The organism is Kitasatospora sp. NPDC008115 (assembly GCF_042957205.1).
In the GTDB taxonomy this organism is placed as follows: Bacteria; Actinomycetota; Actinomycetes; order Streptomycetales; family Streptomycetaceae; genus Kitasatospora.
In genome coordinates this window covers 24,011-47,611 of the sequence record NZ_JBIBHU010000042.1, presented here as the reverse complement: position 1 = coordinate 47,611, position 23,601 = coordinate 24,011, and the positions used below count along the sequence as shown (strand labels likewise).

General features: G+C 73.3%; 21 protein-coding genes and 1 pseudogene. 6 read left to right on the top strand and 16 right to left on the bottom strand.

Annotation, left to right across the window (positions count from 1 at the left end):
* Nucleotides 1–893 precede the first annotated feature (893 nt).
* From ACFZBX_RS34750 to ACFZBX_RS34735, 4 genes and pseudogenes are all read right to left on the bottom strand, one after another.
* On the bottom strand, nt 894–3,248 hold the full coding sequence (locus ACFZBX_RS34750) for an ATP-binding protein (RefSeq protein WP_391537800.1): 2,355 nt from the start codon (nt 3,246–3,248) through the stop codon (nt 894–896).
* Between the two features lie 205 nt (nt 3,249–3,453).
* Nucleotides 3,454–3,716 (bottom strand): annotated as a pseudogene (locus tag ACFZBX_RS34745) (hypothetical protein); the annotation flags it as partial.
* 133 nt (nt 3,717–3,849) lie between these two features.
* Nucleotides 3,850–4,053, bottom strand: a complete 204-nt coding sequence (locus tag ACFZBX_RS34740; protein ID WP_391537799.1) for a hypothetical protein — start codon at nt 4,051–4,053, stop codon at nt 3,850–3,852.
* Nucleotides 4,054–4,070: 17 nt separating this feature from the next.
* Entirely contained in the window at nt 4,071–4,556 is a 486-nt protein-coding gene (locus ACFZBX_RS34735; RefSeq protein ID WP_391537798.1) for a GNAT family N-acetyltransferase, read from the bottom strand.
* A 159-nt stretch (nt 4,557–4,715) separates the two neighbouring features.
* Between ACFZBX_RS34735 and ACFZBX_RS34730 the strand changes: the two genes are divergently transcribed.
* Nucleotides 4,716–5,378 (top strand): hydrolase, encoded by a 663-nt coding sequence (locus ACFZBX_RS34730; RefSeq protein WP_391537797.1) that lies wholly within the window; start codon nt 4,716–4,718, stop codon nt 5,376–5,378.
* A gap of 99 nt (nt 5,379–5,477) precedes the next feature.
* Nucleotides 5,478–6,314, top strand: coding sequence for an alpha/beta fold hydrolase (locus ACFZBX_RS34725; RefSeq protein ID WP_391537796.1), 837 nt, complete (start codon nt 5,478–5,480; stop codon nt 6,312–6,314).
* A gap of 80 nt (nt 6,315–6,394) precedes the next feature.
* On the opposite strand, the gene ACFZBX_RS34720 is transcribed toward ACFZBX_RS34725, so the two are convergent.
* From ACFZBX_RS34720 to ACFZBX_RS34705, 4 genes are all read right to left on the bottom strand, one after another.
* Complete coding sequence (locus tag ACFZBX_RS34720; RefSeq protein ID WP_391537795.1) at nt 6,395–7,099, bottom strand: alpha/beta fold hydrolase; 705 nt, start codon at nt 7,097–7,099, stop codon at nt 6,395–6,397.
* 89 nt (nt 7,100–7,188) lie between these two features.
* Entirely contained in the window at nt 7,189–8,037 is an 849-nt protein-coding gene (locus ACFZBX_RS34715) for a helix-turn-helix domain-containing protein (RefSeq protein WP_391537794.1), read from the bottom strand.
* 122 nt (nt 8,038–8,159) lie between these two features.
* Entirely contained in the window at nt 8,160–8,990 is an 831-nt protein-coding gene (locus ACFZBX_RS34710; protein WP_391537793.1) for an alpha/beta fold hydrolase, read from the bottom strand.
* Nucleotides 8,991–9,207: 217 nt separating this feature from the next.
* Complete coding sequence (locus ACFZBX_RS34705; RefSeq protein ID WP_391537792.1) at nt 9,208–10,455, bottom strand: PucR family transcriptional regulator; 1,248 nt, start codon at nt 10,453–10,455, stop codon at nt 9,208–9,210.
* Nucleotides 10,456–10,771: 316 nt separating this feature from the next.
* On the opposite strand from ACFZBX_RS34705, the gene ACFZBX_RS34700 reads away from it, so the two are divergent.
* The gene (locus ACFZBX_RS34700; protein ID WP_391537791.1) at nt 10,772–11,227 is read left to right on the top strand and encodes an SsgA family sporulation/cell division regulator; all 456 of its coding nucleotides are present in this window, start codon (nt 10,772–10,774) and stop codon (nt 11,225–11,227) included.
* 50 nt (nt 11,228–11,277) lie between these two features.
* Here the strand turns inward: ACFZBX_RS34700 and ACFZBX_RS34695 are convergent, their stop codons facing one another.
* Genes ACFZBX_RS34695 through ACFZBX_RS34680 form a run of 4 tightly spaced genes read right to left on the bottom strand, consistent with a single transcriptional unit; the run spans nt 11,278 to nt 16,125 of the window.
* Nucleotides 11,278–11,829: a gluconokinase gene (locus ACFZBX_RS34695; RefSeq protein ID WP_391537790.1), complete on the bottom strand. Its 552-nt coding sequence runs from the start codon at nt 11,827–11,829 to the stop codon at nt 11,278–11,280.
* A gap of 10 nt (nt 11,830–11,839) precedes the next feature.
* Entirely contained in the window at nt 11,840–13,207 is a 1,368-nt protein-coding gene (locus tag ACFZBX_RS34690) for a glucose-6-phosphate dehydrogenase (RefSeq protein ID WP_391537789.1), read from the bottom strand.
* Nucleotides 13,204–15,033, bottom strand: a complete 1,830-nt coding sequence (locus tag ACFZBX_RS34685; RefSeq protein ID WP_391537788.1) for a glycoside hydrolase family 15 protein — start codon at nt 15,031–15,033, stop codon at nt 13,204–13,206. The genes ACFZBX_RS34690 and ACFZBX_RS34685 overlap by 4 nt, the downstream gene beginning before the upstream one ends.
* Nucleotides 15,034–15,075: 42 nt before the next feature.
* Nucleotides 15,076–16,125: an NAD(P)-dependent alcohol dehydrogenase gene (locus ACFZBX_RS34680; RefSeq protein ID WP_391537787.1), complete on the bottom strand. Its 1,050-nt coding sequence runs from the start codon at nt 16,123–16,125 to the stop codon at nt 15,076–15,078.
* Nucleotides 16,126–16,403: 278 nt separating this feature from the next.
* Here ACFZBX_RS34680 and ACFZBX_RS34675 point away from each other — a divergent pair, with 278 nt between their 5' ends.
* Nucleotides 16,404–17,453: a lactonase family protein gene (locus ACFZBX_RS34675; protein WP_391537786.1), complete on the top strand. Its 1,050-nt coding sequence runs from the start codon at nt 16,404–16,406 to the stop codon at nt 17,451–17,453.
* Nucleotides 17,454–17,465: 12 nt separating this feature from the next.
* Here the strand turns inward: ACFZBX_RS34675 and ACFZBX_RS34670 are convergent, their stop codons facing one another.
* On the bottom strand, nt 17,466–17,915 hold the full coding sequence (locus ACFZBX_RS34670; RefSeq protein WP_391537785.1) for a universal stress protein: 450 nt from the start codon (nt 17,913–17,915) through the stop codon (nt 17,466–17,468).
* 350 nt (nt 17,916–18,265) lie between these two features.
* On the opposite strand from ACFZBX_RS34670, the gene ACFZBX_RS34665 reads away from it, so the two are divergent.
* Both ACFZBX_RS34665 and ACFZBX_RS34660 read left to right on the top strand, forming a co-directional pair.
* On the top strand, nt 18,266–18,580 hold the full coding sequence (locus ACFZBX_RS34665; protein WP_391537784.1) for a hypothetical protein: 315 nt from the start codon (nt 18,266–18,268) through the stop codon (nt 18,578–18,580).
* Nucleotides 18,581–18,974: 394 nt separating this feature from the next.
* A complete protein-coding gene (locus ACFZBX_RS34660; RefSeq protein WP_391537783.1) occupies nt 18,975–20,051 on the top strand; it encodes a transcriptional regulator in 1,077 nt (358 codons plus the stop codon).
* A gap of 49 nt (nt 20,052–20,100) precedes the next feature.
* Here the strand turns inward: ACFZBX_RS34660 and ACFZBX_RS34655 are convergent, their stop codons facing one another.
* The 3 genes from ACFZBX_RS34655 to ddaH all read right to left on the bottom strand — a co-directional run bounded on the left by ACFZBX_RS34655 (nt 20,101) and on the right by ddaH (nt 23,445).
* Nucleotides 20,101–21,198 carry a prephenate dehydrogenase gene (locus ACFZBX_RS34655; RefSeq protein WP_391537782.1) on the bottom strand — a complete coding sequence of 366 codons (1,098 nt, stop codon included), beginning with the start codon at nt 21,196–21,198 and terminating at the stop codon, nt 20,101–20,103.
* Between the two features lie 37 nt (nt 21,199–21,235).
* Nucleotides 21,236–22,318, bottom strand: a complete 1,083-nt coding sequence (locus ACFZBX_RS34650; protein WP_391537781.1) for a methyltransferase — start codon at nt 22,316–22,318, stop codon at nt 21,236–21,238.
* A gap of 272 nt (nt 22,319–22,590) precedes the next feature.
* Entirely contained in the window at nt 22,591–23,445 is an 855-nt protein-coding gene (ddaH, locus tag ACFZBX_RS34645) for a dimethylargininase (protein WP_391537801.1), read from the bottom strand.
* Nucleotides 23,446–23,601: the final 156 nt, after the last annotated feature.

The window sequence follows — 23,601 nt, the reverse complement described above, 5'->3', positions numbered from 1 at the left end:
GAGTTCTCAAGGAACGGACGCTTCCTTCAGGCGGCTTTCACACCGGCCCTCCGGGCGCTTCGTTCTTTCGTGTTTCCAGCTTATCAGACGTTTTCCGCTCCGTTTTCCGGCGCTTCCTTCATCCAACTCGCTGGCGTCTTCTGTGGCTTGACGCCCCGTCCGACGTTTCAAACTCTAGCCGACCTCCGCTCCGAAAAGCGAATCCGGCCGCAATCCCCGAAAATGCACACGCCAAATAATCCCCGAGCAGGGGCAGCGTAGGTATTTCCAGAGGATTGGCCGCTCCGGGACCGTCCGCGCCGATGCGTGTCCGGTGCTCCCTGTCGAGCGACTAGAAAACACTACCCCTCCCCCGCGGCAGGGGCAAGTCGTCGCTGGTCACAGCTCTCCTCGCCCCGGACGTGGGGAGGGCGGCGGCGCGGGGACCCCGCTCCGACGGTCGCGCCAGAGGACGACCAGGACGCCGCCGACGCCCACGAAGAGCGCGGCGGCGGCCCCGGCCACGGGGAGCAGTGGGCTCGCCCCGGTACTGGGCAGGGCCTCGGACGAATCGGCCGGCGTCGAGACGCGGACGGCCCTCGGCGCCTCCGGGACCGGCGCCGCAGGTGCGGCACAGCCACCGATGCCCGCCATCACCACTACCGCGACCGCTGCGGTGCACCTCGCCCGCTGTCGTGTTCGTTCCACGGTCCCCTACTCTCATCGGCCAATGGACACCGTCGCCTCGCCTGACCAGACGTGCCCAGCACAGCGGGAGAACCGGACCCTCCGCACCCGGATTGGCCGATATTCACTTGTGCGTGTGACCCGCACCCCTCACACAATCCCCACCCAGTTCGAGGACTGCGCACAAGGTCCGCCACGGATGGCTACGCGGCGCCCCGCAGGCTGAATCAGGCGTCCGTGCCGAGGGTGGCCGTCAAGCGGCCGCGCAGGCGAACGGCGGCCGGATCGGTGAACTCGTCGAGCAGTGTGAGCGCCTCACGCCGGTACTGCTGGACGGTGCCCGGGTCCTCGCCGCTCTCCAACGCGGCGGCCAGGTGGCAGAGGGCGTTGGCCGCCTGCCACCGGTCACCCAACTCGCGGTGGACGGCGGCGGCTCGGCGGTGGAACCCGGTCGCTTCCTGGGGCCGGCCGAGGTCGAGGTAGGCGCGGCCGGTCCCGTCCCAGGCTTGTGCCTCACGGCTACGGTCGCCGAGGCCGTGCTGGAGCACGGCGGCCCGGTGGTAGGAAGTGAGGGCATCGGCGGGTCGGCCGACGGCGCGCTGGACGTGTCCGAGTTGGGTCAGCCAGTAGCCCTCCGCGACGGCGCTGACGAGGTCCAGCGCGAGGTCCACCGCCCTCTGAGCGCTGTCCAGCGCCTCGGCCGCCCGCCCGCCCGCGAGCTGGATCAGGCTGAGGACGCGCAGCGCGTTCCCTTCGGCCCAGCGGTCGGCCCGCTCGCGGAAGGCCTCCAGACCGGCCCGGACCAGCCGCTCGGCCTCGGTGAGCCTGCCGAGCGCGGCCTCGGTCTCGGCGAGGTTGACCGCCGTATGCGGCTCCCAGTAGGTGTCCTCAAGTGCCCGGAACAATGCCGCGGCCCGCTCGAACGCCTCCTGCGCGTCCGTGAGTCGACGTCGGCGCAGCCACAGCAGCCCGAGCCCGTTGAGTGTCAGGGCCTCCCCTGCGGGATCGCCGAGCTCGCGTCGGAAGGCCAGCGCCGCTTGGTACTGGTCGACCGCCTGGTCTGGTCGGCCGGACTGGGTGTACGCCATGCCCAGGCTCTCGTGCAGCTCCGCCTGCGCGTGCCGGTCCCCTTCTCGCCGGGCGGCGTCCAGCCCGAGCCGCGAAGTGTCGAACCAGTCCTGGAAGTGGTTGCGCACCATGTAGAAGGCGCGGAGGACGGTTGCCAACCGGTGGACGTATCCGTCCAGGCCCAGGGCAGCCCCGGTCCGGACGGCGGCGGCGAGGTTCTCCCGTTCCGTCTCGAACCACCGAATCGCGGAGGCCTCGTCGTCGAAGGCTGCCGGCTCCACGTCCGGTTCGAGCAGGGTGAGCGGTACTCGGGGCTCGTGGGGCGCGGCACGGGCCTGTGCCGCGTCCGCCGTGTGCAGGTACCAGGCGAGGACCCGTCGGACGGCGCGCTCGCTCTCCTGCGGCTCCTGCTCACCGCGCGCCTGGTCCACGGCGTAGGCGCGCAGCAGGTCGTGGAACCGGAAACGGTCCGCGCCGGTCTGTTCGACCATGTGGTTTGCGACGAGCCCGTCCAGCAGGCGGCGTGCCGGCCTGACCCCGGTTGCGACGAGCGCGGCGGCGGCAGCGGCGCTGAACTCCCCGGTGGGGTGGAGGCCGAGCATGCGGAACAGCCGTGCGGCATCGGGCGGCAGCGCGCGGTAGGACCAGGCGAAGACGGAGCGGACGGCACCGGATTCCTCCTCGTCCTCGCTGGAGAGCGCGTCCCAGAGGCTGGATTCGTCCCGCAGGTCCTGGATCAGGTCGTCCAGGAGCATTCGCGGCCGACCGGCGGCGCGTTCGGCCGCGATGCGCAGGGCCAGTGGCAGGCGCGCGCAGAGCCGGGCCAGTTGCACGAGCTCGGCGGGGTCGTCCTCACTGCGGTAGTCCGAGGTCACCGTGCGCAGGAGTTCGACGGCGTCGTGCTCCGCGAGCACCTCCAGGGTCAGGTGCCGCGCGCCCTCCCGCACACCGAGGCCGGGCAGACGGTGGCGGCTGGTGACCACCACCAGGCAGCCGGGGGCACCGGGCAGCAGCGGGCGGACCTGGGCCGCGCGGGAGGCGTTGTCGAGCACGATCAGCATCCGACGGCCGGCCACCAGCGAGCGGTAGCTGGACGCCAGCGCTTCGAGGTCGCTGGGGATCGCCGCGGCGGGCACGTCGAGGGCGCGCAGGAACCGTTCGAGCACCTGGGCGGGGGCGGTGGGCTCCTGCGGGTCGTAGCCATGCAGGTTCGCGTACAGCTGGCCGCCGGGGAACTGTTCACGGACCGCGTGCGCCCAGTGCAGGGCGAGGGAGGTCTTGCCGACACCGGCCGTACCGGTGAGCACCAGGATCTGCGGCCCGCACGCCTGCTCCGCCAGCAGGTGGTGCATGGCCTGCTGTTCCGCCGACCGGTTGACGAAACCGCGAACGTCCGTGGGCAGCTGCCATGGGACGGCCTCGCCGTGCCTGGCGGGCGGCGGTGGTGGTGCGTGGATGTGCACGGGCCCCTGGATGTCCCTGGCCTGCACGACGTTACCGGCGGAGCCGGACATCGATGAGGAGACGGAAGAGCGTGCGTGGCCCGGTGTCCCCTCAGGTGTCTCGTGTGCCAAGGCTCAGCGCTCCACCCGCGGTCCGTCCACCTCGCCGGCCATGAAGTCGGCGTAACCGTCGACCGCGAAGCCCCGTCGGCGGAAGTCCGCTCGGTACTCGTCGCGAGGAAGCCGGTCGCCCGGCAGGTCGCCGAGGAGAGCAGACATCCGGGAGGTCCGCCTTCGCGGAGAGGTCGGTGGCGCGGGGGCGATCACCAGGCGCTCGCCCTCGCCGATGGTTGCGTCGGGCGGGAGGGTGGCGCGGTAGGTGGCGGTCAGGTCGCGGCCGATGACGGCGATGTCGCCGTTGTCGAGTTCCCAGATGTCGGGGCAGCCGTCGCGGCCTCCGGTGGTGCCCAGCTCGGACGGAGACTTGCCGAGGCGCCGGGTCAGGGCGGCGGCGGGGTCGGCGTTCCATGGCTGGCGCATCACGCCCCCAAGGCGGTCGTGCGAGTGGTCGGCTACTCACCGTACGGACTGGGCTGACTCATCGTCAACCGGCGGCCCGGGTGGGTCACAGGGCGTGGATGGCTTCGGTCAGGTCGTCGCCGTAGGAGGACCATCAGACGAGGGAGCCATCGGTGTCGAGTTGGCCCATGTACCACTCGCCGTCGGCTCGGGCGAGGCACAGGTCGTGGAAGGAGAGGATGGCGTCGGGCCGGCCGACGACGACGAGTCGTTCGAGCGTGAGTGCTTCGGCTTCGGCGTCACCCGACACCGAACGGACCCGCTCGATCGTCCAGCCGTCCGGGAGATTCGTGTTCATGGTGGTTGTTTCAGGAATCAGAGGCGGCGGAACATGACGTGCTGGCCGACGTAGCCGTGGTCGGGGTGGTCGAAGACCTCGGGGACGGTGCCGATGATTTCGAAGCCGAGGGACTGCCAGAGGTGGACGGCGGGGGTGTTGGTTTCGACCACGGCGTTGAACTGGATGGCGTGGTAGCCCTCGGTGCGGTGCCAGTCGATGACGTGGGTGCCGAGGGCGCGGCCGATGCCGTGGCCGTGGTGGGCGGGGTCGACGAGGAAGGAGGCGGTGCCGATGTGGGAGCCGCGGCCGGGCTTGTTGGGGCCCATCTTGGCGGAGCCGACGATGCGGCCGTCCAGGACGGCGACGACCGTGCGGCCCGGGGGCTGTTCCATCCACCAGGGCTTCGCCTCGTCGAGGGTCTGCCGCTCGGGGAAGGCGTAGGTCCTGCCCTCGGCCATGATCGCGGAGTAGAAGGGGTAGATGCTCGGCCAGTCCTCGTCGGTGGCGGTGCGGATCTCCATGCGGCACAGGCTATGCGCTGTCGGGACAGCGGTGGGACGCAGAGCGAGCAGAAGGGCCGGGGGTCCGGCCGTAGCGTCGTTCCCGTAAGCGCCCCGGGGAACCGGGAGAGCGTCTGACGTTACGTCAATTCCCTGTGCTGAGAATGAAAGAGAAGACTCATGGTTGACATCGCTTCGGTCCACGCCGCCCCGAGCCCGGACCTGCTGACCCCCGAGAACTCGATGATGCTGTTCGTCGACCACCAGCCGCAGATGTTCTTCGGCACCGGTAGCGGCGACCGCACCGCGATCATCAACTCCACCGTCGGCCTCGCCAAGGCCGCGAGGATCTTCGACGTGCCGGTGGTCCTGTCCACCGTCGCCGCCGAGTCCTTCTCCGGCCCGATCCTCCCGCAGCTGCGCGAGGTCTTCCCGGACCAGGAGGTCATCGACCGCACCTCCATGAACGCCTGGGAGGACGAGGCGCTGGTCGAGGCGGTCAAGGCGACCGGCCGTAAGAAGATCATCCTGTCGGGCCTGTGGACCGAGGTCTGCCTGGTCCTGCCGGCGCTGTCGGCGCTGGACCAGGGCTACGAGGTGTACGTCGTCGCCGACGCCTCCGGTGGTGTCAGCCCGCTGGCGCACGAGCACGCCATCCAGCGGATGACCGCCGCCGGCGCCGTGCCGGTCACCTGGGTGCAGGTGCTGCTGGAGCTCCAGCGCGACTGGGCCCGCGGCGAGACCTACGTCGCGGTGACCGACCTGGTCAAGGAGCGCGCCGGCGCCTACGGCCTCGGTGTCTTCTACGCCCAGTCGATGATCAACCCGCACGCCGCCGGCTGACCGGCCGCACCGCCGCCACTCCCCTGACCGGGCCCTGCCGCATCGGTGCGGCAGGGCCCGGTCGATTTCCGACACCCCCCAGAGACAAAGGACTTCACCATGCCGTTCATCACCGTCGGCCAGGAGAACACCGCTCCGATCGAGCTCTACTACGAGGACCACGGCGCCGGGCAGCCGGTCGTCCTGATCCACGGCTTCCCGCTGAACGGCGCCTCCTGGGAGCGGCAGAGCGCCGCCCTGCTGGACGCCGGCTACCGGGTCATCACCTACGACCGCCGCGGCTTCGGCCGGTCCTCGCAGCCGACCACCGGCTACGACTACGACACCTTCACCGCCGACCTGCACACCGTCCTGGAGACCCTGGACGTCCGGGACGCCGTGCTGGTCGGCTTCTCGATGGGGACCGGCGAGGCCGCCCGCTACGTCGCCAGGTTCGGCTCCGAGCGGATCGCCAAGGTCGCCTTCCTCGCCTCACTGGAGCCCTGGCTGCTGAAGAACGAGGAGAACCCGGACGGCGCCGCGCCGCAGGAGTTCTTCGACGGGGTCGTGGCCGCCGTGAAGGCCGACCGGTTCGCCTTCTACACCGGCTTCTTCAACGACTTCTACAACCTGGACGAGAACCTCGGCACCCGGATCAGCGAGGAGGCGGTCCGCAACAGCTGGAACGTCGCGGCGGGCGGCGGCGCCTTCGCCGCCTCGGCCGCGCCGACCACCTGGTACACCGACTTCCGCGCCGACGTCGCCCGGATCGACGTGCCGGCGCTGATCCTGCACGGCACCGGTGACCGCACCCTGCCGATCGAGAGCACCGCGCGCCGGTTCCACGAGGCGCTGCCCTCCGCCGACTACGTGGAGATCGAGGGCGCGCCGCACGGCCTGCTCTGGACCCACGCCGAGGAGGTCAACGCCGCACTGCTGGCCTTCCTGGCGAAGTAGGCGGTACAGCCCCGACCGTCCACGCCCGACCGTCCGCGCCCGGCCCCGTCACCACGGGGCCGGGCGCGGCGGCTTGTGGGTCAGGCCGGCCGGGTGGCGTCGTGGATGAACTCGGCGACCGCCGTCGGCCGGGAGACGGCGACGGCGTGCGAGGCGTCGGGCAGTTCCAGGACGGTGGCGCCGGCGCGTTCGGCCGTGAAGCGCTGAAGCGGCGGCGGCAGGGCCCGGTCGGCCCCGGTCACCAGGGCCCAGGACGGTTTGGCGCGCCAAGCCGCCGCGGTGGGCGCATCGGTGAACACCCGCTCGTCGACGGGCCGTTGCAGCGCGGCGAGCACCCCCGCCACCGCCGGGTCGAGGTCGGCGGCGACGAGCGGGCCGAAGCAGTCGCCGGGAACCGAGAGTTCGGCCGCCCCCGTGGCGTACGAGGTGCGGCGCAGCCGGGCGATCAGCGGCGAGGGGGTGAAGCGGGCCGCGAGTGCCTGGTAGCTCTCGCCCGCCTCGGGCAGGTAGGCGGCGATGTAGACCAGCGCGACGACGTTGGGGGCGCTCCCGGCCTCGGTGATCACGGCGCCGCCGTAGGAGTGGCCGACGAGCACCACGGGGCCGTCGATCCCGGCGAGCACGGAGGCCAGGTAGCCGGCGTCGTGGGCGAGGCCGCGCAGCGGATTGGCGGCGGCGAGCACGGTCAGGCCGCGCCGCTGGAGTTCGGCGACGACGCCGACCCAGCTGGTCGCGTCGGAGCAGCCGTCGTGGACCAGCACGACGGTGGGTCTGGTGGAGGACATGGCGGCCTTTCACATGGCTGCGGGCCGACGGGGTCCGCGCGGTGGACGGGCGGACCCCGCCGGCCGGCGGGCTGGAGGTGGAGCGGGGGTCAGGAGGCCTGCTGCCGGGCGTCGGCGCGCGCGGCGTAGGCCTGCCACTCGCGCGGCGAGACGCCGTAGGTCTCGCGGAAGGCGCGGCTGAAGTGGGAGTGGCTGACGAAGCCCCAGCGGTGGGCGACGGCGGAGACGCTGGTCTGCCGGCGGGAGGGCCGCTCCAGCTCCCGGCGGCAGGCGTCCAGGCGCCGTCCGCGCACCCACTGGCCGACGGTGGTGCCGTCCTGCTGGAAGAGCTTGTGCAGGTAGCGCACCGAGATGTGCTGCGAGCGGGCGATCGACTCGGGCGAGAGGTCCGGGTCGGCGAGGTTCTCCTCGATGTGGTCGCGGATCCGGGCCAGGATCCCGGCCGCGGCGGTCGGGTGGTCCGGGTCGGCCCGTTCGAGCAGTTCGGTCACCAGGATGGCGACGATGTCGGAGACGCTGCGCGCGAGGTGGTTGCCGGGCCGGGCGTCGTGGGCCCGCGCCCGGGCGGCGAGGGTGCGCAGGAACTGCGAGGCGAGCGAGCCGATGCCCTCGTCGCCGCGGGCCAGCAGCCCGCCGGTGCGCCGGACGTCGCCGTGCCGCACGCCGAGGTAGAAGCAGGGGACGCGGAAGCGGACCATCCGGCAGCCGGGGTCGGACAGCAGGCCCGTCGGGTGCGGGGTGGTGCCGATCAGCAGGTCGCCGGGTTCCAGGACGGTGCTGGCGCCGTCGCGGCGCAGCGAGGCCTGGCCGTGCAGGTGCAGGGCGATGTAGAGGCAGTCCTCGGGTTCGGCGCCGGGGGGCGGCGCGAGGACGTCGATGCAGCCGGCGCCGCCGCCTTCGGCGGCCTGGTCGGGCTGGTGGTGGGCGGTTTCGGGCATGGGTGAGGGACCCGACTGGATCACGGGAGGCTCCGACCGGTTCGTTTGGCTCAGAAGGTGTTCGGAAGATCAGAAGAGGGGTGGGTGCTCAGGAGAGGGCTGTGCTCAGGAGAGGGCCGTGTTCAGGAAAGGAACTTGTCCACGACGGCGTTGAACGCGCCGGGGTTCTCCAGGAACGGGAAGTGCGAGCTCGCGACGGACGCCGGGAAGACGTGCAGTTCGGCGCCGGGGATCCGCTCGGCGATGAAGGCCTGCGAGGCGGGGTCGACGTGGCTCCCCTCGCAGCCGAGCACCAGGGTGGGGACGTCGATGCGGGGCAGGAGGTCGCGCCAGTCCTGGGCGCAGTGGTCGAAGAGCAGCGGGACGCCCGCGTACGCGGGGGTGGAGCGGATCTGCCCGGTCACGAAGGCGAGCAGTTCCGGGTCGGTGTCGCCGCTGAACATCGAGCGCACGAAGTCCTCGCGGACCTGCGCGCCGTCGGGGCCGGCCAGCGCGGCGCAGAGTTCCAGCAGCCCGGCGACGTCGAAGATGGCGCCGGACGCGCGCTGCTCGGCCGGTGCCGTCCAGGGCACCGCCGCCACCGCGGCGGGCTGGTCGACGACGACGAACCGGCGGATGCGGCCGGTGCCGTACTGGTCGATGAAGCTCCACCACACCGAGGCGCCCATCGACCAGCCGAGCGCGTCGAAGGCGTCCAGGCCGAGGTGGTCGGCCAGGCCGAGGACGTCCCGGGCCAGGCGGGCGACGCGGTAGCCGTGGTGGGGTTTCTCCGAGCGGCCGTGGCCGCGGAGGTCCACCGTGACGACGCGCCGGCCCGGGGTCAGTCCCGCCAGCTGGTGGCGGAACATCTCCTGGGTCTGGCCCCAACCGTGGAGCATGACCAGCGGGACCCCGTCGCCGCCGCTGTCACGGTAGGCCAGGCGCACTCCGTCGTCGGTGGTCAGTTCGTACATGGTGCTCGTTCGTGTCCGTTCGTGTCGGCGGGCCGTCCGAGGGGCCCGGTTCCCGGCGGGTGCCGGGGGACGAGTGGCAGCTCGTAGCGATGATTCTCGCCGTCCGCGAGTCCCGCTGACCACCGACCGACGTAGGGATTGTCCGACGGGGCTTCATCGCTCTGTAGCAACCGGGCGTCCTCACTCTGTAGCAACCGGGCGGCGGCGGTGCCGCAGGTCAGGCCGGTCGTCCGGCGGGGTCGCGGAGCAGGTCCCACGCCCTCAGCCCCAGGTGGAGGACGAGGCGGTGGGCGCCGTCGTCGAGGTCCAGGCCGGTGATCTCCTGGATCTGCCGCAGGCGGTAGTAGAGGGAGGTGCGGTGGACCTCCAGGGCCTCCGCCGTCCTCGGCACCGAGCCGGCGTTCTCCAGGAAGCAGCGCAGGGTCTCCTCCAGGCGGGCGTGGGGACCGCCGTCGAGCAGCCGGCGCAGCGGCTTGGGGACGAGGGAGTCGTTGAGCGCGTCGTCGGGCAGTTGGAGGAGGACGGCGTACTCGCCGAGGCTCTCCCAGTCGCCGATGCCGCCGAGCCGGGGCAGCCGGCGGGCGGCGCGCACCGCCACCCGGGCCTGGTCGTGGGAGATCCAGGCGTCGGCGAGTTCGGTCCGGCGCCCGCCCACGCCCACCACCGTCGTCGTCCCCTGGTCCAGGAAGGTCTCCAGCGAGCGGACGATGCCGCGCGACTGCAGCTCCAGGTCCTCGTCGGCCGGCTCGCGGTCGAAGACCTGGACCAGGACGGCCCGGTCCGGCCCGATCGCCGCCAGGCCGTGGGCGGTGCGGGTCTGCCGGTGGGGCTCCAGGGCTCCGCGCAGCGCCACCTCGACCTGACCGGAGGGCCCGCGTACCCCGGAGACGGCCGCGTTGGTCACCACGACGTGGGGGCCGTCGGGCAGCAGGCCGTCGTCCAGCAGGCGCCGGCGTGCCTCGCAGCGCACCGCGGAGTCCGCGCCGACCAGCCGCGTCACCAGGTTGCCGGTCCGCTCCTCGACGGCGTCCGAGGCCAGGCGCTCGGCGTACATCTCGGTGGCCACGGCGCGGGCGGTCCGGTCGATGGCCCCGGTGTCGACGGCGGCGAGGTCCCCTTCCTTCGCCACGACCATGAGGATGCCCAGCACATGGCCGCGTTCGAGGATCGGGACGCAGTAGCGCGGTTGCAGGCCCAGGTCGTCGCGACCGTTCAGATAGCCGGGTCTGGTCCACTGCGCCACGCCCTGGGAGAGCACGTAGCGGATGGTCTCGTCGTCCGCGACGCCTTGCAGGAGGGTGCGCACGCGCACCCGGTCCTCGTCGCCGAAGTGACGGCTGGTGCAGATCATCCGCACCAGCGGGTCGTCGAGGACGACGGAACGCCCCAGCTCCTCGGCCAGACCGTCCACCAGCGACTGCAGCGCGTCGCCGGCCGGCCGCGCGCGCTGGATCCACCTCTTCATGATCAGTAACCTCCCGGCCGCATTCATACAAGAGGCGAAAGCAGGTGGACAAATCTTCAACAAAGCGAGGAAAGCGGCCGCTCAGTGCCCGAAACGGTGACGGTTACCGGGCGGTACGCCCTCGTCCGGTCCCGCCGCGTCGGGCGAACGGTGCGCAGATCGTCATGCCGCGGTGCACCGCCGGAACATCTCCCCCGGCCCCGCCTCCTAGCGTGGGCGGCGATCCGCCTCTCCCCTGTCCGTCGGCAGCTCCCAGGGCCCGAGGCCCCGCACACATCGGTGCCGTGCCCGGCCCGAACCCGACCCAGGAGACGACATGCCCGCGCACCACCCGCTCCCCAGCCCGCAGCCCTGCCCGGAGGCCGCCGGTACCGACGTCGTGCTCGACGCCCGGATCGTGCTCGGCGAGGACCAGTCCCTCGGCATCCCCGTGCGCTTCGCCTACCACCGCGACGACCCGTTCGCGGTCTCCCTCGAATTCCTCGGCGCCGCCGCCGAGGCGGGCACCTGGCGGTTCGGCCGCGAGCTGCTGTGGGAGGGCCTGCAGCGGCCCGCCGGCACCGGCGACGTCCGGATCTGGCCGCCCTGCACCTGCCACGGCCGCGCCTCGCTGCGGATCATGCTCCAGGGGCAGGACGGCTCCGTGCTCGTCGACCTGCCGGCCCGGCAGCTGCGGCGCTGGCTGCGCCGGGAGAGCTTCGCGCTGGTCCCCCGGGGAACCGAGGGGTCCCTGATCGACTGGGACGCCGGGCTGAGCGGCCTGACGGGCTGACGGGCCGACGGGCTGACGGGCTGACGGGCTGACGGGCTGACGGGCCGACCTCACCCGCCCGGACCGCGCGGCAGCAGCTCCGCCGCCGCGTCGGCGATCGCCTCCGGCGCCTGCCCGACGTACAGGGTGGCGCCCCGCTCGTCCGGTTCCAGCGGCTCCAGGGTGGCGAGCTGCGAGTCGAGCAGCGACTCCGGCATGAAGTGGCCCGAGCGGCGGCCGATCCGCTCGGCCAGCAGGTCGTGGCCGGCCGTCAGGTGCAGGAAGAACGCGCCCGGGCAGGCCGCCCGCAGGATGTCGCGGTAGCGGCGCTTGAGGGCGGAGCAGGCGATCACGCAGCCGGTGCCCGCCTCGTCGCGCTCGTGCAGCCAGCGGCCGACCGCCTCCAGCCAGGGCCTACGCACCGTGTCGTCGAGCGGCACTCCGGCCGCCATCCGGGCGATGTCGGCCGGGCGGTGGAAGTCGTCGGCGTCGGCGAAGGGGGCGTGCAGCCGGTCGGCGAGCAACCTGGCCACCGTGGTCTTGCCGGTGCCGGAGACCCCGATGACCACGACGCACGGGGCACGGCGCTCGCCTCCGGGGGTCACCGGGGTGCTCTCCTCCATCGCGCCGCGCCTACGGGAACCGCGGGGCCGGCCCCTCCGAGCCGGCCGCGTACTCCTCCAGCGGCACCTCGTCCCGCTCCCACGCGGACAGCACCGGTTCGAGGACCCGCCACGCCTCCTCGGCCTCGTCGCCGCGGATGGACAGCGCCGGGTCGCCGGTCAGCACGTCCAGCAGCAGCCGGCCGTAGGCGGGCAGCTCGGCGGGCTCCATCCGCGCGGTCAGCTCGAGCGGGGCCAGCTCATGGGCCCGGGTGCCGATGCCGGTCAGGTCGAGGGCGAGGCCCTCCGGCTCCAGCTCGAAGCGCAGCACATTGGGCCGGGCCTCCCCGCCGTGGCCGAACGGCAGGTGCGGCACCGGGCGGAAGTGCACCGCGACCTCCTTGCGGTCGGCGCCGAGCGCCTTGCCGCTGCGCAGCCGGAACCTGGTGCCGGCCCAGCGCCAGCTGTCCAGTTCGAGCTCCACCTCGGCGAAGGTCTCGGTGCCGCGCTTCGGGTCGACACCCTCCTCGTCGGCGTACGCGGGGACGGCGCGCTCGCCGATCCGGCCCGGCAGGTAGCGGGCGCGGCGGGTGCGGTGCAGCACGTCGTTGCCGGTCAGCGGCCGAACGGAGCGCAGCACGTCCACCTTGCGGTCGCGCAGGTCGCGCTCGCCGAGGGTGATCGGCGGTTCCATGGCCACCAGGCAGAGCAGTTGCAGCAGGTGGTTCTGGATCATGTCCTTGAGGGCGCCGACGTGGTCGTAGTAGCCGGCCCGGCCCTCCAGGGCGAGGGTCTCGTCCCAGACGATGTCGATCTCGGCGATGTGGGTGCTGTTCCAGATCGGCTCCAGCACCCGGTTGGCCAGCCGGCTGCCGAGGACGTTCTGGACGGTGGTCATGGCGAGGAAGTGGTCGACCCGGAACACCGCCTGCTCCGGCAGCAGCTCGGCCAGCAGCCGGTTCAGCTCCTGGGCGCCGGCGAGGTCCTCACCGAACGGCTTCTCCAGCACGATCCGGCTGCCCGCGGGCAGGCCGGCCCGGTGCAGGGCGGAGACCACGGCGGGGAACAGCGCGGGGGGCAGGGCGAGGTAGACGGCGACGGGCCCGTCCCCGGCGACCACCGCGGCGACGTCGTCGGGGCTGGTGACGTCGGCCCGCAGGTAGCGGGCGGAGGCGACGACGGCCGCCCTGGCGTCGGCCGGGGAGTCCTCGCCGTGGCGGTCGAGCTGTTCGGCGGCCCATTCCCGGTACCGTTCGGTGGACCAGTCCTCCCGGCTGGCGCCGGTCAGGGCCAGACGGCCGCCGAGGTGTCCGCCGGCCCGCAGGGCGGCCAGCGCCGGCAGCAGGAAGCGCGCGGTGAGGTCGCCGGTCGCGCCGAAGACGGCGAGCCGCTCGATCATCTGCGCACCCCCGCCTTCGCACGGGCCAGGTTCACGCCGCTGGCGGTGATCCCGATGTGGCTGAACGCCTGGGGGAAGTTGCCCATGAACTCTCCTGTGGACGGGTTGATCTGCTCCGACATCAGCCCCAGCGGGCTGGCCCGGGAGCACAGCGAGGCGTACAGCTCCTCGGCCTCCTCCATCCGGCCCTGGCCGATGAGGTTGTCGACCAGCCAGAAGCTGCACAGCACGAAGGCGCCCTCGTCGCCGGCCAGGCCGTCGGGGGAATCCTCGTGCAGGTAGCGGTAGAGCAGGCCGTCGCCGGCGGACAGCCGCTCGGCGACGGCGGTGGCGGTGGCCACCATCCGCGGGTGGTCGATCGGCACCACGTGGCGCAGCGGGAGCGCGAGCAGGCTGGCGTCCAGCACGCCGCCGCCGTCCAGGTGAGCGCTGAGGGTCTTGGCGTCCTCGTCCCAGGACTGCTCCAGGATCAGCCGGCTCAGGTGGTCGGCCGAGGCGCGCCAGCGGGCGGTCCTGATCGGCAGGCCGAGCCGTTCGCCGATCTGGGCGGCGCGGTCCAGGGCCACCTGGCAGAGCCCGGCGGAGTAGGTGAACACCCGGCCCTCGCTGCGGACCTCCCAGATGCCCTGGTCGGGCTCGCGCCAGGCCTGTTCGGCCGCGTCGGCGAGGCTGGCCAGGCCGGCCCAGAGGGCGGGCTGGATCTCGCCGCCGGACCGCAGCCACTGGTCGGCGCAGTCCAGGATCTCGCCGTAGACGTCGTGCTGGCGCTGGTCGGCGGCGCCGTTGCCCCAGCGCACCGGGGCGGAGCGCTGGTAGCCCTCCAGTTCGGCGTCCTCGGCCTCGTCCGGGACGGGGCCGCCGCGCAGGTCGTACATGATGCGGGGCCGGCCGCTGTCCTCGAAGGCGTCGAGCACCCAGCCGAGGAAGGCGTCGGCCTCGCCGCGGAAGCCGATGCGGCGCAGCGCGAAGACGGCGAACGCGGCGTCGCGGATCCAGCTGTAGCGGTAGTCCCAGTTGCGGATGCCGCCGATCGGGGCGGGCAGCGAGGAGGTGGGCGCGGCGACCAGGGAGCCGTTGGCCCAGTCGTCGCAGAGCTTGAGGGTGACGGCGGCGCGCCGTACCAGGGGCTCCTGGGGGCCGTCGTAGTCGAAGTGGCGCATCCAGCGGCGCCAGGCGTCGGCGGTGCCGGTGAGCATGGCGTCGGTGTCGACCCGGTGGTGGCGGTGGAAGCGGCCCCAGGAGAGCACTAGGTCGAGCCGGTCGCCGTGGCGCAGGTCGTGGGTGCTGTGCAGGCCGTCGAGCGGGCGGTTGGAGCGCAGGTGCAGGCGCAGGCCCGGGCGCCGCAGCGGGCGCACCTCAAGTCCGCTGAACAGTGCCCGGGTGCGTGCTCCGCCGCGCGGCTCCAGTTCCGCCCGCAGCCGGACGTGGCCGTCCAGCACCACGGCGGAGCGCACGAGTTCGGAGCGGGCGGCGGGGGCGTTGTCGGTGAGGTCGGCGCCCGAGCGCAGCGCCAGCGCGTCGGTGACGCGCACCAGGCCGGTGCGGGAGCGCAGTTCGGTGACCAGGACGCCGGTGTCCGGCTCGTAGCGCTGCCGGGCCTCGACCAGGTCCTCCGGCGCCAGGGTGAAATGCCCGCCCCGGGTGCGGTCGAGCAGGGCGCAGAACAGCGGCTCGGCGTCGAACCGGGGCAGGCAGAGCCAGGGGATGGAGCCGTCCAGGCCGACCAGGGCGGCGGTGGTGCCGTCCCCGATGAGGCCGAGGTCCTCCAGCGGCAGGTAGCCCTGCCGCCGGCGGACCGGCCGGAACGGTGGATCGGGGTCGTGCATGCCGCCTCGCTTCCGCAGCGCCGGGGGAACGGGGAGGTACGGCTAGAAGGCGATCAGCACCTTCACGACGTCCTCCAGTTTCTTGTCCGCGACCTCGAAGGCCCGTTCCATCTCGTCGAAGCGGAACTCGTGGGTCGTCATGCGGGTGGGGTCGAGGCGCTTGGCCGCCAGGATCCGCAGCAGCCGTTCCATCCGCAGCCGGCCGCCGGGGCAGAGCCCGGTGGTGATGGTCTTGTCGGCCATGCCGACGCCCCACTCGACGCGCGGGATGCCGACGAACTCGCCCTCGCCGAAGTAGCCGGTGTTGGAGATCGTGCCGCCGGGCTTGGTGACCTTGACGCAGGTCTGGAAGGTGGTCTCCGCGCCGAGCGCCTCGACGGCGGTGTCGACGCCCTGCCCGTCGGTCAGTTCGAGGACGCGCTCGACGACGTCCTCCTTGGTGAAGTCGACGATCTCGTCCGCGCCGTACATCCGGGCGAGCTTCTGCCGGCCGGGCACCGACTCGATGCCGATGACCAGCCCGGCGCCGAGCAGCCGGGCGCCCGCGGTCACCATCAGGCCGACCGGGCCCTGGGCCAGGACGGCGACCGTGCCGCCCATCGGGATGTTGCCGTTCTCGGCGCCCATGAAGCCGGTGGAGAGCATGTCGGCGCAGTAGACGGCGGCCTCGTCGCTGATGCCGTCGGGGATCCTCGCGAGGTTGGCGTCGGCCTCGTTCACGTGGAAGTACTCGGCGAAGACGCCGTCCTTGAGGTTGGCGAACTTGAAGCCGCCGAGCGGCGCGCCGGACTGCGAGGGGAAGCCGTTCTGCGAGGCCGGGTCGCCCCAGTCGGGAGTGATGGCGCCGACCAGCACGCGGTCGCCGGGCCGGAAGTCCCTCACCAGGTCGCCGACGGCCTCCACGACGCCGACCGCCTCGTGCCCGAGGGTGAGGTCCTGCCGGGGGCCGATGCCGCCCTTGACGGTGTGGGTGTCGGACGTGCAGATCAGGGCCCGGGTGGTGCGCACCAGGGCGTCGCCCGGACCGAGCTCCGGTACCGGCTTCTCCAGGAAGCCCACCCGCCCGATCTCCTTCATCACGAAGGCCTTCACTTCTGGTCCCTCCTGCTGTCGCACCGCCACGGCGGCGGTGCGGTCGGGAATCGCCCCTCCTGCGCCGGGCGCCGGGCGATCGGCCGACCGGCCGCCCGCGCTGCTCCTCCCACGGTCACCGCAACCGTGCCGGTGCGCGACCCGGCCGCCGCGGCGGCGGTGCGTTCCGGTGAAATCCCCGGGCCGCCCGGGCCGACCGCCACCGTGCCGGTCCGCCGGACGGGGCCGCCTGCTAGCGTCGGAGCGCTTGCGACGGACGGCGGACGACGGAGGGTGCTGTGGCGGACAAGGGCGCGGGGCGGGCCTTCATCGGGTCGTTCACCTCGGCGGGCGGGCGCGGGATCGTCGTGGCGGCGGTGGACGGGGAGACGGGGGCGCTGACCGAGACCGGCGCCGTGGACGCCGTCGCGAACCCCTCCTACCTCGCCCTCGGCCACGCGGAGGGCGGCCCGGTGCTCTACGCCGTCTCGGAGACCCTGCCGGGGGCGGTCGCCGCCTACGACGCCGCCGGCCCGCTGCCCCGCCCGCTCGGCGCGCCCGTGCCGGTGCGCGGCGACGAGCCCACCCACCTCGCCCTCGCCCGGGGCCACCTGCTGACCGCCAACTACGGCTCCGGCAGTGTCAGCGCGCTGCCGCTCGCCGCCGACGGGACCCCGCAGGCGCCGAGCAGCGTGCTGGGCAACGAGGGAAGCGGCCCGAACCGCGAGCGCCAGCTCGCCCCGCACGCCCACCAGGTGCTGCCCGACCCGTCCGGCCGCTGGGTGCTCAATGTCGACCTCGGCACCGACGCGGTGCGGATCTGCGCCCTGGACCCGGCCACCGGCGGGCTGACCCTGCACGGGCAGGCCGCGCTGCCGCCCGGGACCGGCCCGCGCCACCTCGCCTTCCACCCCTCGGGGCGCTACGCGTACGTGCTCGGCGAGCTGCGCCCGACCGTGGTCGTGTGCCGCTGGGACGCGGCGGACGGGGTGCTGGAGCCGGTCGGCGAGGCCGGGCTGTTCCCCGACGGCGCCGAGGGCCCGGCGTTCCCGTCGGCCCCGGTGGTCTCCCACGACGGGCGGCACCTGTGGGTGGCGGTGCGCGGCACCGACACCATCGCGGTGCTGGAGCTCGACGCGGACGGCGGGCGGGCGCGGGCGGTGGCCTCGGTGCCGTGCGGGGGCGAGTGGCCGCGCGACCTGGTGCTCGACCCGTCGGGCAGCCGGCTCTACGCGGCCAACGAGCGCTCGGGCGACGTCACCTGGTTCGACGTGGACGGCGCGAGCGGCCTGCCCCGCCGCGCGGGGTCGCTGCCGGTCCCGGCGGCGTCCACCGTCCTGTTCGGCTGACCGCCCGCGCCGTCAGTCGCGGAACACCAGGACCGGGCAGGTGGCGTGCCGGGTGCAGTGCTGGGCCACCGAGCCCAGCAGCATCCCGGAGAAGCCGCCCAGCCCCCGGCTGCCGACCACGAGCAGCGCGGCGTCCCGGGACGCCTCGATCAGCGCGCCGGCCGGGGAACCGTAGCGCGCCTCGGTCCGCACCTCCACCGGCGGCCGAGGGCCGAGCGCCTCCTCGACGGCCCTGGCGGCCTCCCGGCGCGCCTTGCCCGCCAGTTCCGCCTCGTCGGTGCTGGCCGGCGGGAACCAGCCGCGCGCGCCGTGGAACGTCGGGTACTCCCAGGCGATCACCGCCTCCACCACGCCGCCGGTGAGCTCCGCCTGCCGCGCCGCCCAGCGGAGCGCCTGCTTCGACGGCTCCGACCCGTCCACCCCGACCACGATGCGGCCGGTCTCCTCGCGCTGCTCCGCCATGCCTCCTCCTCGCCTCGGCACTCCCACCCCCAACCCTCCCGCCGACCGCCCCACCCGCGCAGTCCGGCAGGGCCGGACGGGGGTGCTTAGTCACTCTGCGTGATCGAGGGCATGCCGTTCCCGCTCCGCGGCCGGACGGGGCCGGCAGGCCGCCCGGTCCGGCCGACGGCCCGGGAAAACGCCGCACCGCCGGTGGAACGCCCGCAATTCCCGAAGCGGTTGGGAGTGCGCATTGATGACCGCCGCCCCGAACGTCAGACTTGACGGCGCATCAGTTGGAGACGTCTTTGCATTGGCCGATGGAATCTGGCCGAACCATCTGAAACGGTGAAGCAGGACCGGGGGGAACGATGACGAGCACGGCCCGCTCGACGGCCGCGGCGGCCGCGGGTGCGACGGCCTCCCGGAGTCCCCTCGCGGGTCCGCTCCTCGTCGTGCTCGGCCTGGCGGCCGTGGTGTTCGGGCTGCTGTGGGCCGCCGACCACCGCGGCATGGTGACCCGCCGTCACGCCCGCCACCTGGAGGAGCGCTCCCGACTGCCCGCCGCGCTGCGCCGGTTGGCGCCCGCCCCGCCGCGCCCCGGAGCCCAGCGCGCGACCGGACTGCTCCTCGCCGTCGTCGGGTGCGCCCTCGTCGCGACCGGCGCCCACACGTTCCTCACCTGAATTCCCCGGGAATTCCCCACACGGCCCGCGGTCAAGGTTTCGGGTCGCGGGTAGGTGTTCAACCGTGTTCAACCGCCGCCGCGCGGCGGTTGAACACGGGCGCCGCATGAGAAGTTCGCATTCGCCGTTCCCGGCTCGACATGCGCATGGCCTCTTTGTGACGATTACTCAGAAGTCGGAACATGGCGACCTGGCCCGGGTCTCCAGGTGGGGGGTCCTTGGGGCTAGTGTCGTCATGTCCATGAACACCAGTGGGCCGGAGAATCCCCGTTCTCCGGCTCGAAGGGGGAAGCGCGATGAATCACGTCCACGGGACCAGACGGCTGCCGGAACCTCCGCGGGGGGAACGTCCGGATTCAGGTTCCTGAAGGCTCACATACGGGGGTATGTCGCTGTGATCCATTCGCTCACCGAGCTGCTCGACCGCGCCCACGAGGAGGACGCCGCTCACCGCACCGCCCAGTCACCCATCCCTCACCAACCCCTGACTTCCACCAGAGGCGAACACCAGATCACCACACTCGCGATCGCCTCGCTCCGCCCGGCCGACTCCCCTCGCCTGGGCGGGATGGACGAGGAGCACATCGCACAGCTCGCGAGCGTGGAGACGCCGCTGCCGCCGATCCTGGTGGACCGGCGCACCCTCCGGGTGATCGACGGAATGCACCGCCTGGTGGCGGCGCTGGCCCAGGGCCGCACCACCATCGAGGTCGAGTTCTTCGACGGGACCCCCGAGGAGGCCTTCCTCTGTTCCGTCATCACCAACGTCACCCACGGCCTCCCCCTCTCGCAGGCCGACCGGCGCGCGGCGGCCGCGCGGATCATCGCCTCGCAGCCGAACATGTCCGACCGGGTGATCGCCCGGGCCTCCGGTCTTGGCGCCAAGGCGGTGGCCACCATCCGGCGGGCCGCCTCGGACAGCCTGCCCCCGATGACCTCCCGGGTCGGCATGGACGGCAAGGTCCGTCCGCTCGACGCCGCCGACCGCCGGTACAAGGCGGCCAAGGTCCTGGAGGACCGGCCGGACGCCTCCATCCGGGAGGTCGCCCGGATCGCCGGGATCTCCCCCGCCACCGCGAGCGACGTGCGCCGGCGGATCAGGGAGGGCCAGGCCCCGGTCCCCGTGCGGCTGGCCGCCGAGAAGCCGGCCCGCGGCGCCGAGGTCCCCGCGCAGGCCACGGCCCCGAGCCAGGAACGCAAGCCCGACCTGCTGCCGGTCGACGCGACGGCGATCATGAAGCGGCTGCTGCGGGACCCCTCGCTGCGCCACAAGGAGGAGGGGCGCCGGCTGCTGCGGCTGCTCCAGCAGAACTCGATCACCTCCGAGGACTGGTACAGCCTGACGACCGCCGTCCCTCCGCACTCCGCGGCGCTCATCAGCAGGATGGCCCGGATGGTCGCCGACTCCTGGCTCGGCCTGGCCCAGGAACTGGACGGGCACGCGCGCGGCGGCGCCCGGGACGCCTCCTGATCCCGGGCCGCCACCGGGGTGGCCGGGTGCCCGCACCCGCGGCATCCGGCTACCCCACCGGCCACTCGCGCGCCGCGAGCGCGCGTCCCAGGGCGCCGGCCTGCGCCTCGGCCACCGCGAGGTGGACCAGGGCGGTCCGCCCCGCCTCCGGGTGCTCCAGGCGGACGTCGGTGACGTTCGCCCCGGCGCCCGCGACGTCCGCGAACAGCCGCGCGAGTTCGCCGGGCCGGTCACCGATCGGCACGGCGAGCGTCCGGCTCCGCACCGGCGGACCGCCGCGCCCGCCGAAGACGCCCGTGCCGTCCCCGTTCCACTCCCCCAGCAGCCCGCGCATCATCCCGCCGTCCTCGCGCCCGGAGGCCCCCGGCGCACCCGGCTCACCCGGCGCCGCCAGGCCGCGCAGGCCGGCCGCCGCCTCCCGCAGGTCCGCCGCCAGCTCGTCGACCGCGTCGGCGACCTCCGTCGCGTTGGCCCGCAGCACCTCGCCCCACAGCTCCGGGTCGGCCGCCGCCGTCCAGGCGAGGTCGCCCGTCCCCGGACCGGACAGCTCCGCGGTGTCCCGGCCCGCCCGCCGCACCCGCTCGGCCAGCAGCCTGGCCACCACGTACGGCGCGTGCGACAGCAGCGCCAGCACCCGGTCGTGCGCGGCCGCCTCCATCACCACCGGGACGGCGCGGCACAGCGCGACCAGCTCCAGCACCGTGTTGAGGGTCTCGGTGCCGGCCTCCGGCCTCGGGGTCAGCACCCAGCTGCGGCGCTCGAAGAGGTCCGCCCGGGCGCCCAGGGCGCCGGGCCGCTCCCCGCCGGCCAGCGGATGGCCGCCGACGTAGCGCACCGGGTCGCAGCCCAGCGCGACGGCGTCCCGCTCCGGCCCGGACTTGGCGCTGGCCACATCGGTGTAGTGCCGCGCCGCCCCCCTGGCCTGGAGGCCGGCGAGCACCCCGCCGACCGCTCCGGGCGGCACCGCCACCACGGCCAGGTCCACCGGCCCGGCCGGCTCCTCGGCCAGCCCCGCGCCCAGCGAGGCCGCCGTCAGCTCGGCCGTCCGGTCGACGTCCGACAGGTACACCTGCACGCCCCGGGTCACCAGCGCCAGGGCCACCGAGGTCCCGATCAGTCCGGTGCCCACGACCAGCGCGGATCGCATCGCCGTCCCCCCTACCGCTCCGTGGTCCCGGCCGCCGTCACGCCGGGACCGCCTCGATCAGGCTGAGCGCGAACGGCAGCTCCACCACCCGGCGCACGGTCAGGCCGGCCTGGCCCAGCAGGCCGAAGTACTCCGCCTCGGTGCGCTCCCGGCCGCCCTGGTGCAGGGCCAGCATCCGCATGTCCAGCTCCTTGCCGAGGTGCGGGCGGTCGTCGTCGGGCAGCAGCATGTCCAGCAGCAGCACCCGGCCGTCGTCGGGCATCGCCGCACGGACGTTGCGCAGGATGGTGACGGCGGTGTCGTCGGCCCAGTTGTGGACGATGTTGGACAGCAGGTAGGCGTCGGCCGGCGGGACCGCCTCGAAGAAGTCCCCGGCCACCAGCTCGCACCGGTCCACGACCTGCTCGCCGGCCAGGAACCCGCGCGCGCCGGCCAGGACGGACGCCAGCTCGAAGAGCACCCCGCGCAGTCCCGGGTTGGCCCGGAGCACCGTGGCCAGGATGGTGCCCGACCCGCCGCCGATGTCGGCGAGGGTCCCGGTCCCGGCGAAGTCGTAGCGCTCGACGACCGCCGCGGCGATCGCCCGGGAGCGCGTCACCATGTGGGCGTCGAAGTGCTCCCGGGCCTCGGGGTGGCTTTCGAGGTAGGCGTAGAAGGAGCCGAACTTCGCGCCGAACGGGGACTTCCCGGTCCGCACGGCGTCCGCGAGCGAGCCCATCGCGTCGATGAAGTCGGGGGCGCCCTGGGGTATCACCACCGAGCGCATCGAGCGCTCGTCGCCCGCGTCCAGCGTCCGGCCGGCGTCGGTCAGCGCGTACCGCGTGCCGCCCTCGCCGTCCGGGACCGAGCGCACCACGCCGAGGGTCGCGTTGGTGCGCAGCAGCCGGGCCAGCGCGCCCTCGTCCACCGCGCAGAGCCCGGCGAGCTCGGCCACGCCCATCGGCCGCTCGCTCAGCCGGCGCGCCAGGTCGAGGTCGACGAACGCGTACAGCGCGGAGAACCGCCACTGGCCGCGGATCACCTCCCAGATGACGGCCCTCGGGTCGTCGCTGTCGACCACGTCCTTCACCTCTCCGGGCACCACCGCGGTGGGGTGGACGTCGACGTCGGTGATAGCCATGACTCTCCAGAAGGTGTGGGAGGTATCCGTGAACGAACCGTGCGGTGGCGGGAGGACGGCGGACGGGCGCGTCGTCCGCTCGGTGCCCCGTCGGGTGTCGCGGGCGGGACATGGCGGTGGAGGACCGGCTCCCGGGACCACGGGAGGAGGTGCCGCGGCCTGGCGCCCACCGAACGTACCGTGGGCCCCATGAGCGATCAACTACCGCTTGCGCGAACGGCGTTCAACTGCAGCGGCGGCGCAGTCGAACGAGCCCGCAGCCGGCCGGGCGGTCAGGCGGTGCGGAGCTCCAGGGTGCAGCACTTGACGCTTCCGCCGGCCTTCAGCAGCTCCGTCAGGTCCACGCCGATCGGCTCGAAGCCGCGCTCCCGCAGCTGGGCCATCAGCCCCACCGCCGACTGCGGCAGCAGCACGTGCCGCCCGTCGGAGAACGCGTTCAGCCCGAACACCGCCGCGTCCTCGGCGCTCGCCCTGACCGCGTCGGGGAACAGCGCCTCCAGGACCCGCCGGCTGGAATCCGAGAACGCCTCCGGGTAATACATGATCTCGTCGTCCGAAAGCACGCTGAGCGCGGTGTCCAGGTGGTAGTGCCGGGGGTTGACCAGGGTCAGCGAGATCACCGGGAGGCCGAAGAAATCCTGCGCCTCGGCGTGCGAACGGCGGTCGGTCCGGAATCCCGAACCCGCCAGGATCGTCCGCCCGGCGAGCAGGTAGTCCCCCTCGCCCTCGTTGATGTACTCGGGCCAGTGGACGGAATCGAAGCCGTTCTCCTCGAACCAACGCAGATAGGCCGGCCCCTCGGCGGTGCGCTCCAGGTGCCGGAACCGCGCGCCCAGCACCCGGCCGTCCACCACGGTCGCGCCGTTGGCCGCGAACACCATGTCGGGCAGGCCCTGTTCGGGTGCGATGACCTCGACGGTGTGGCCGAGACCGACGTACAGGTCGCGCAGCCGCTCCCACTGGGCGACCGCCAGGTCCCGGCTGGTGGGCTTCTCCGGGACCATCCACGGATTGATCGAGTAGTTGACGTCGAAATGGCTCGGCGGGCACATCAGCAGGCGCTTCGGAACCATGGTCCGGACATTCCGGGACGCCCGGGCGGGGACCGTTTCGGTGAGGTCGTCGATCAGCAAGGTGAAATCCCCTCGGGAATCTGTGGAGCCGTCCGGAGGGCCGAACGGCGGGAAATGTGACGGTCATTCACGGTAGGGAATTCCGCGGCGGCCCGGCAAGCGTGCCCGGCGGAACACCGGCGGCCCTTCCCGAGGGGGGTACGGGAAGGG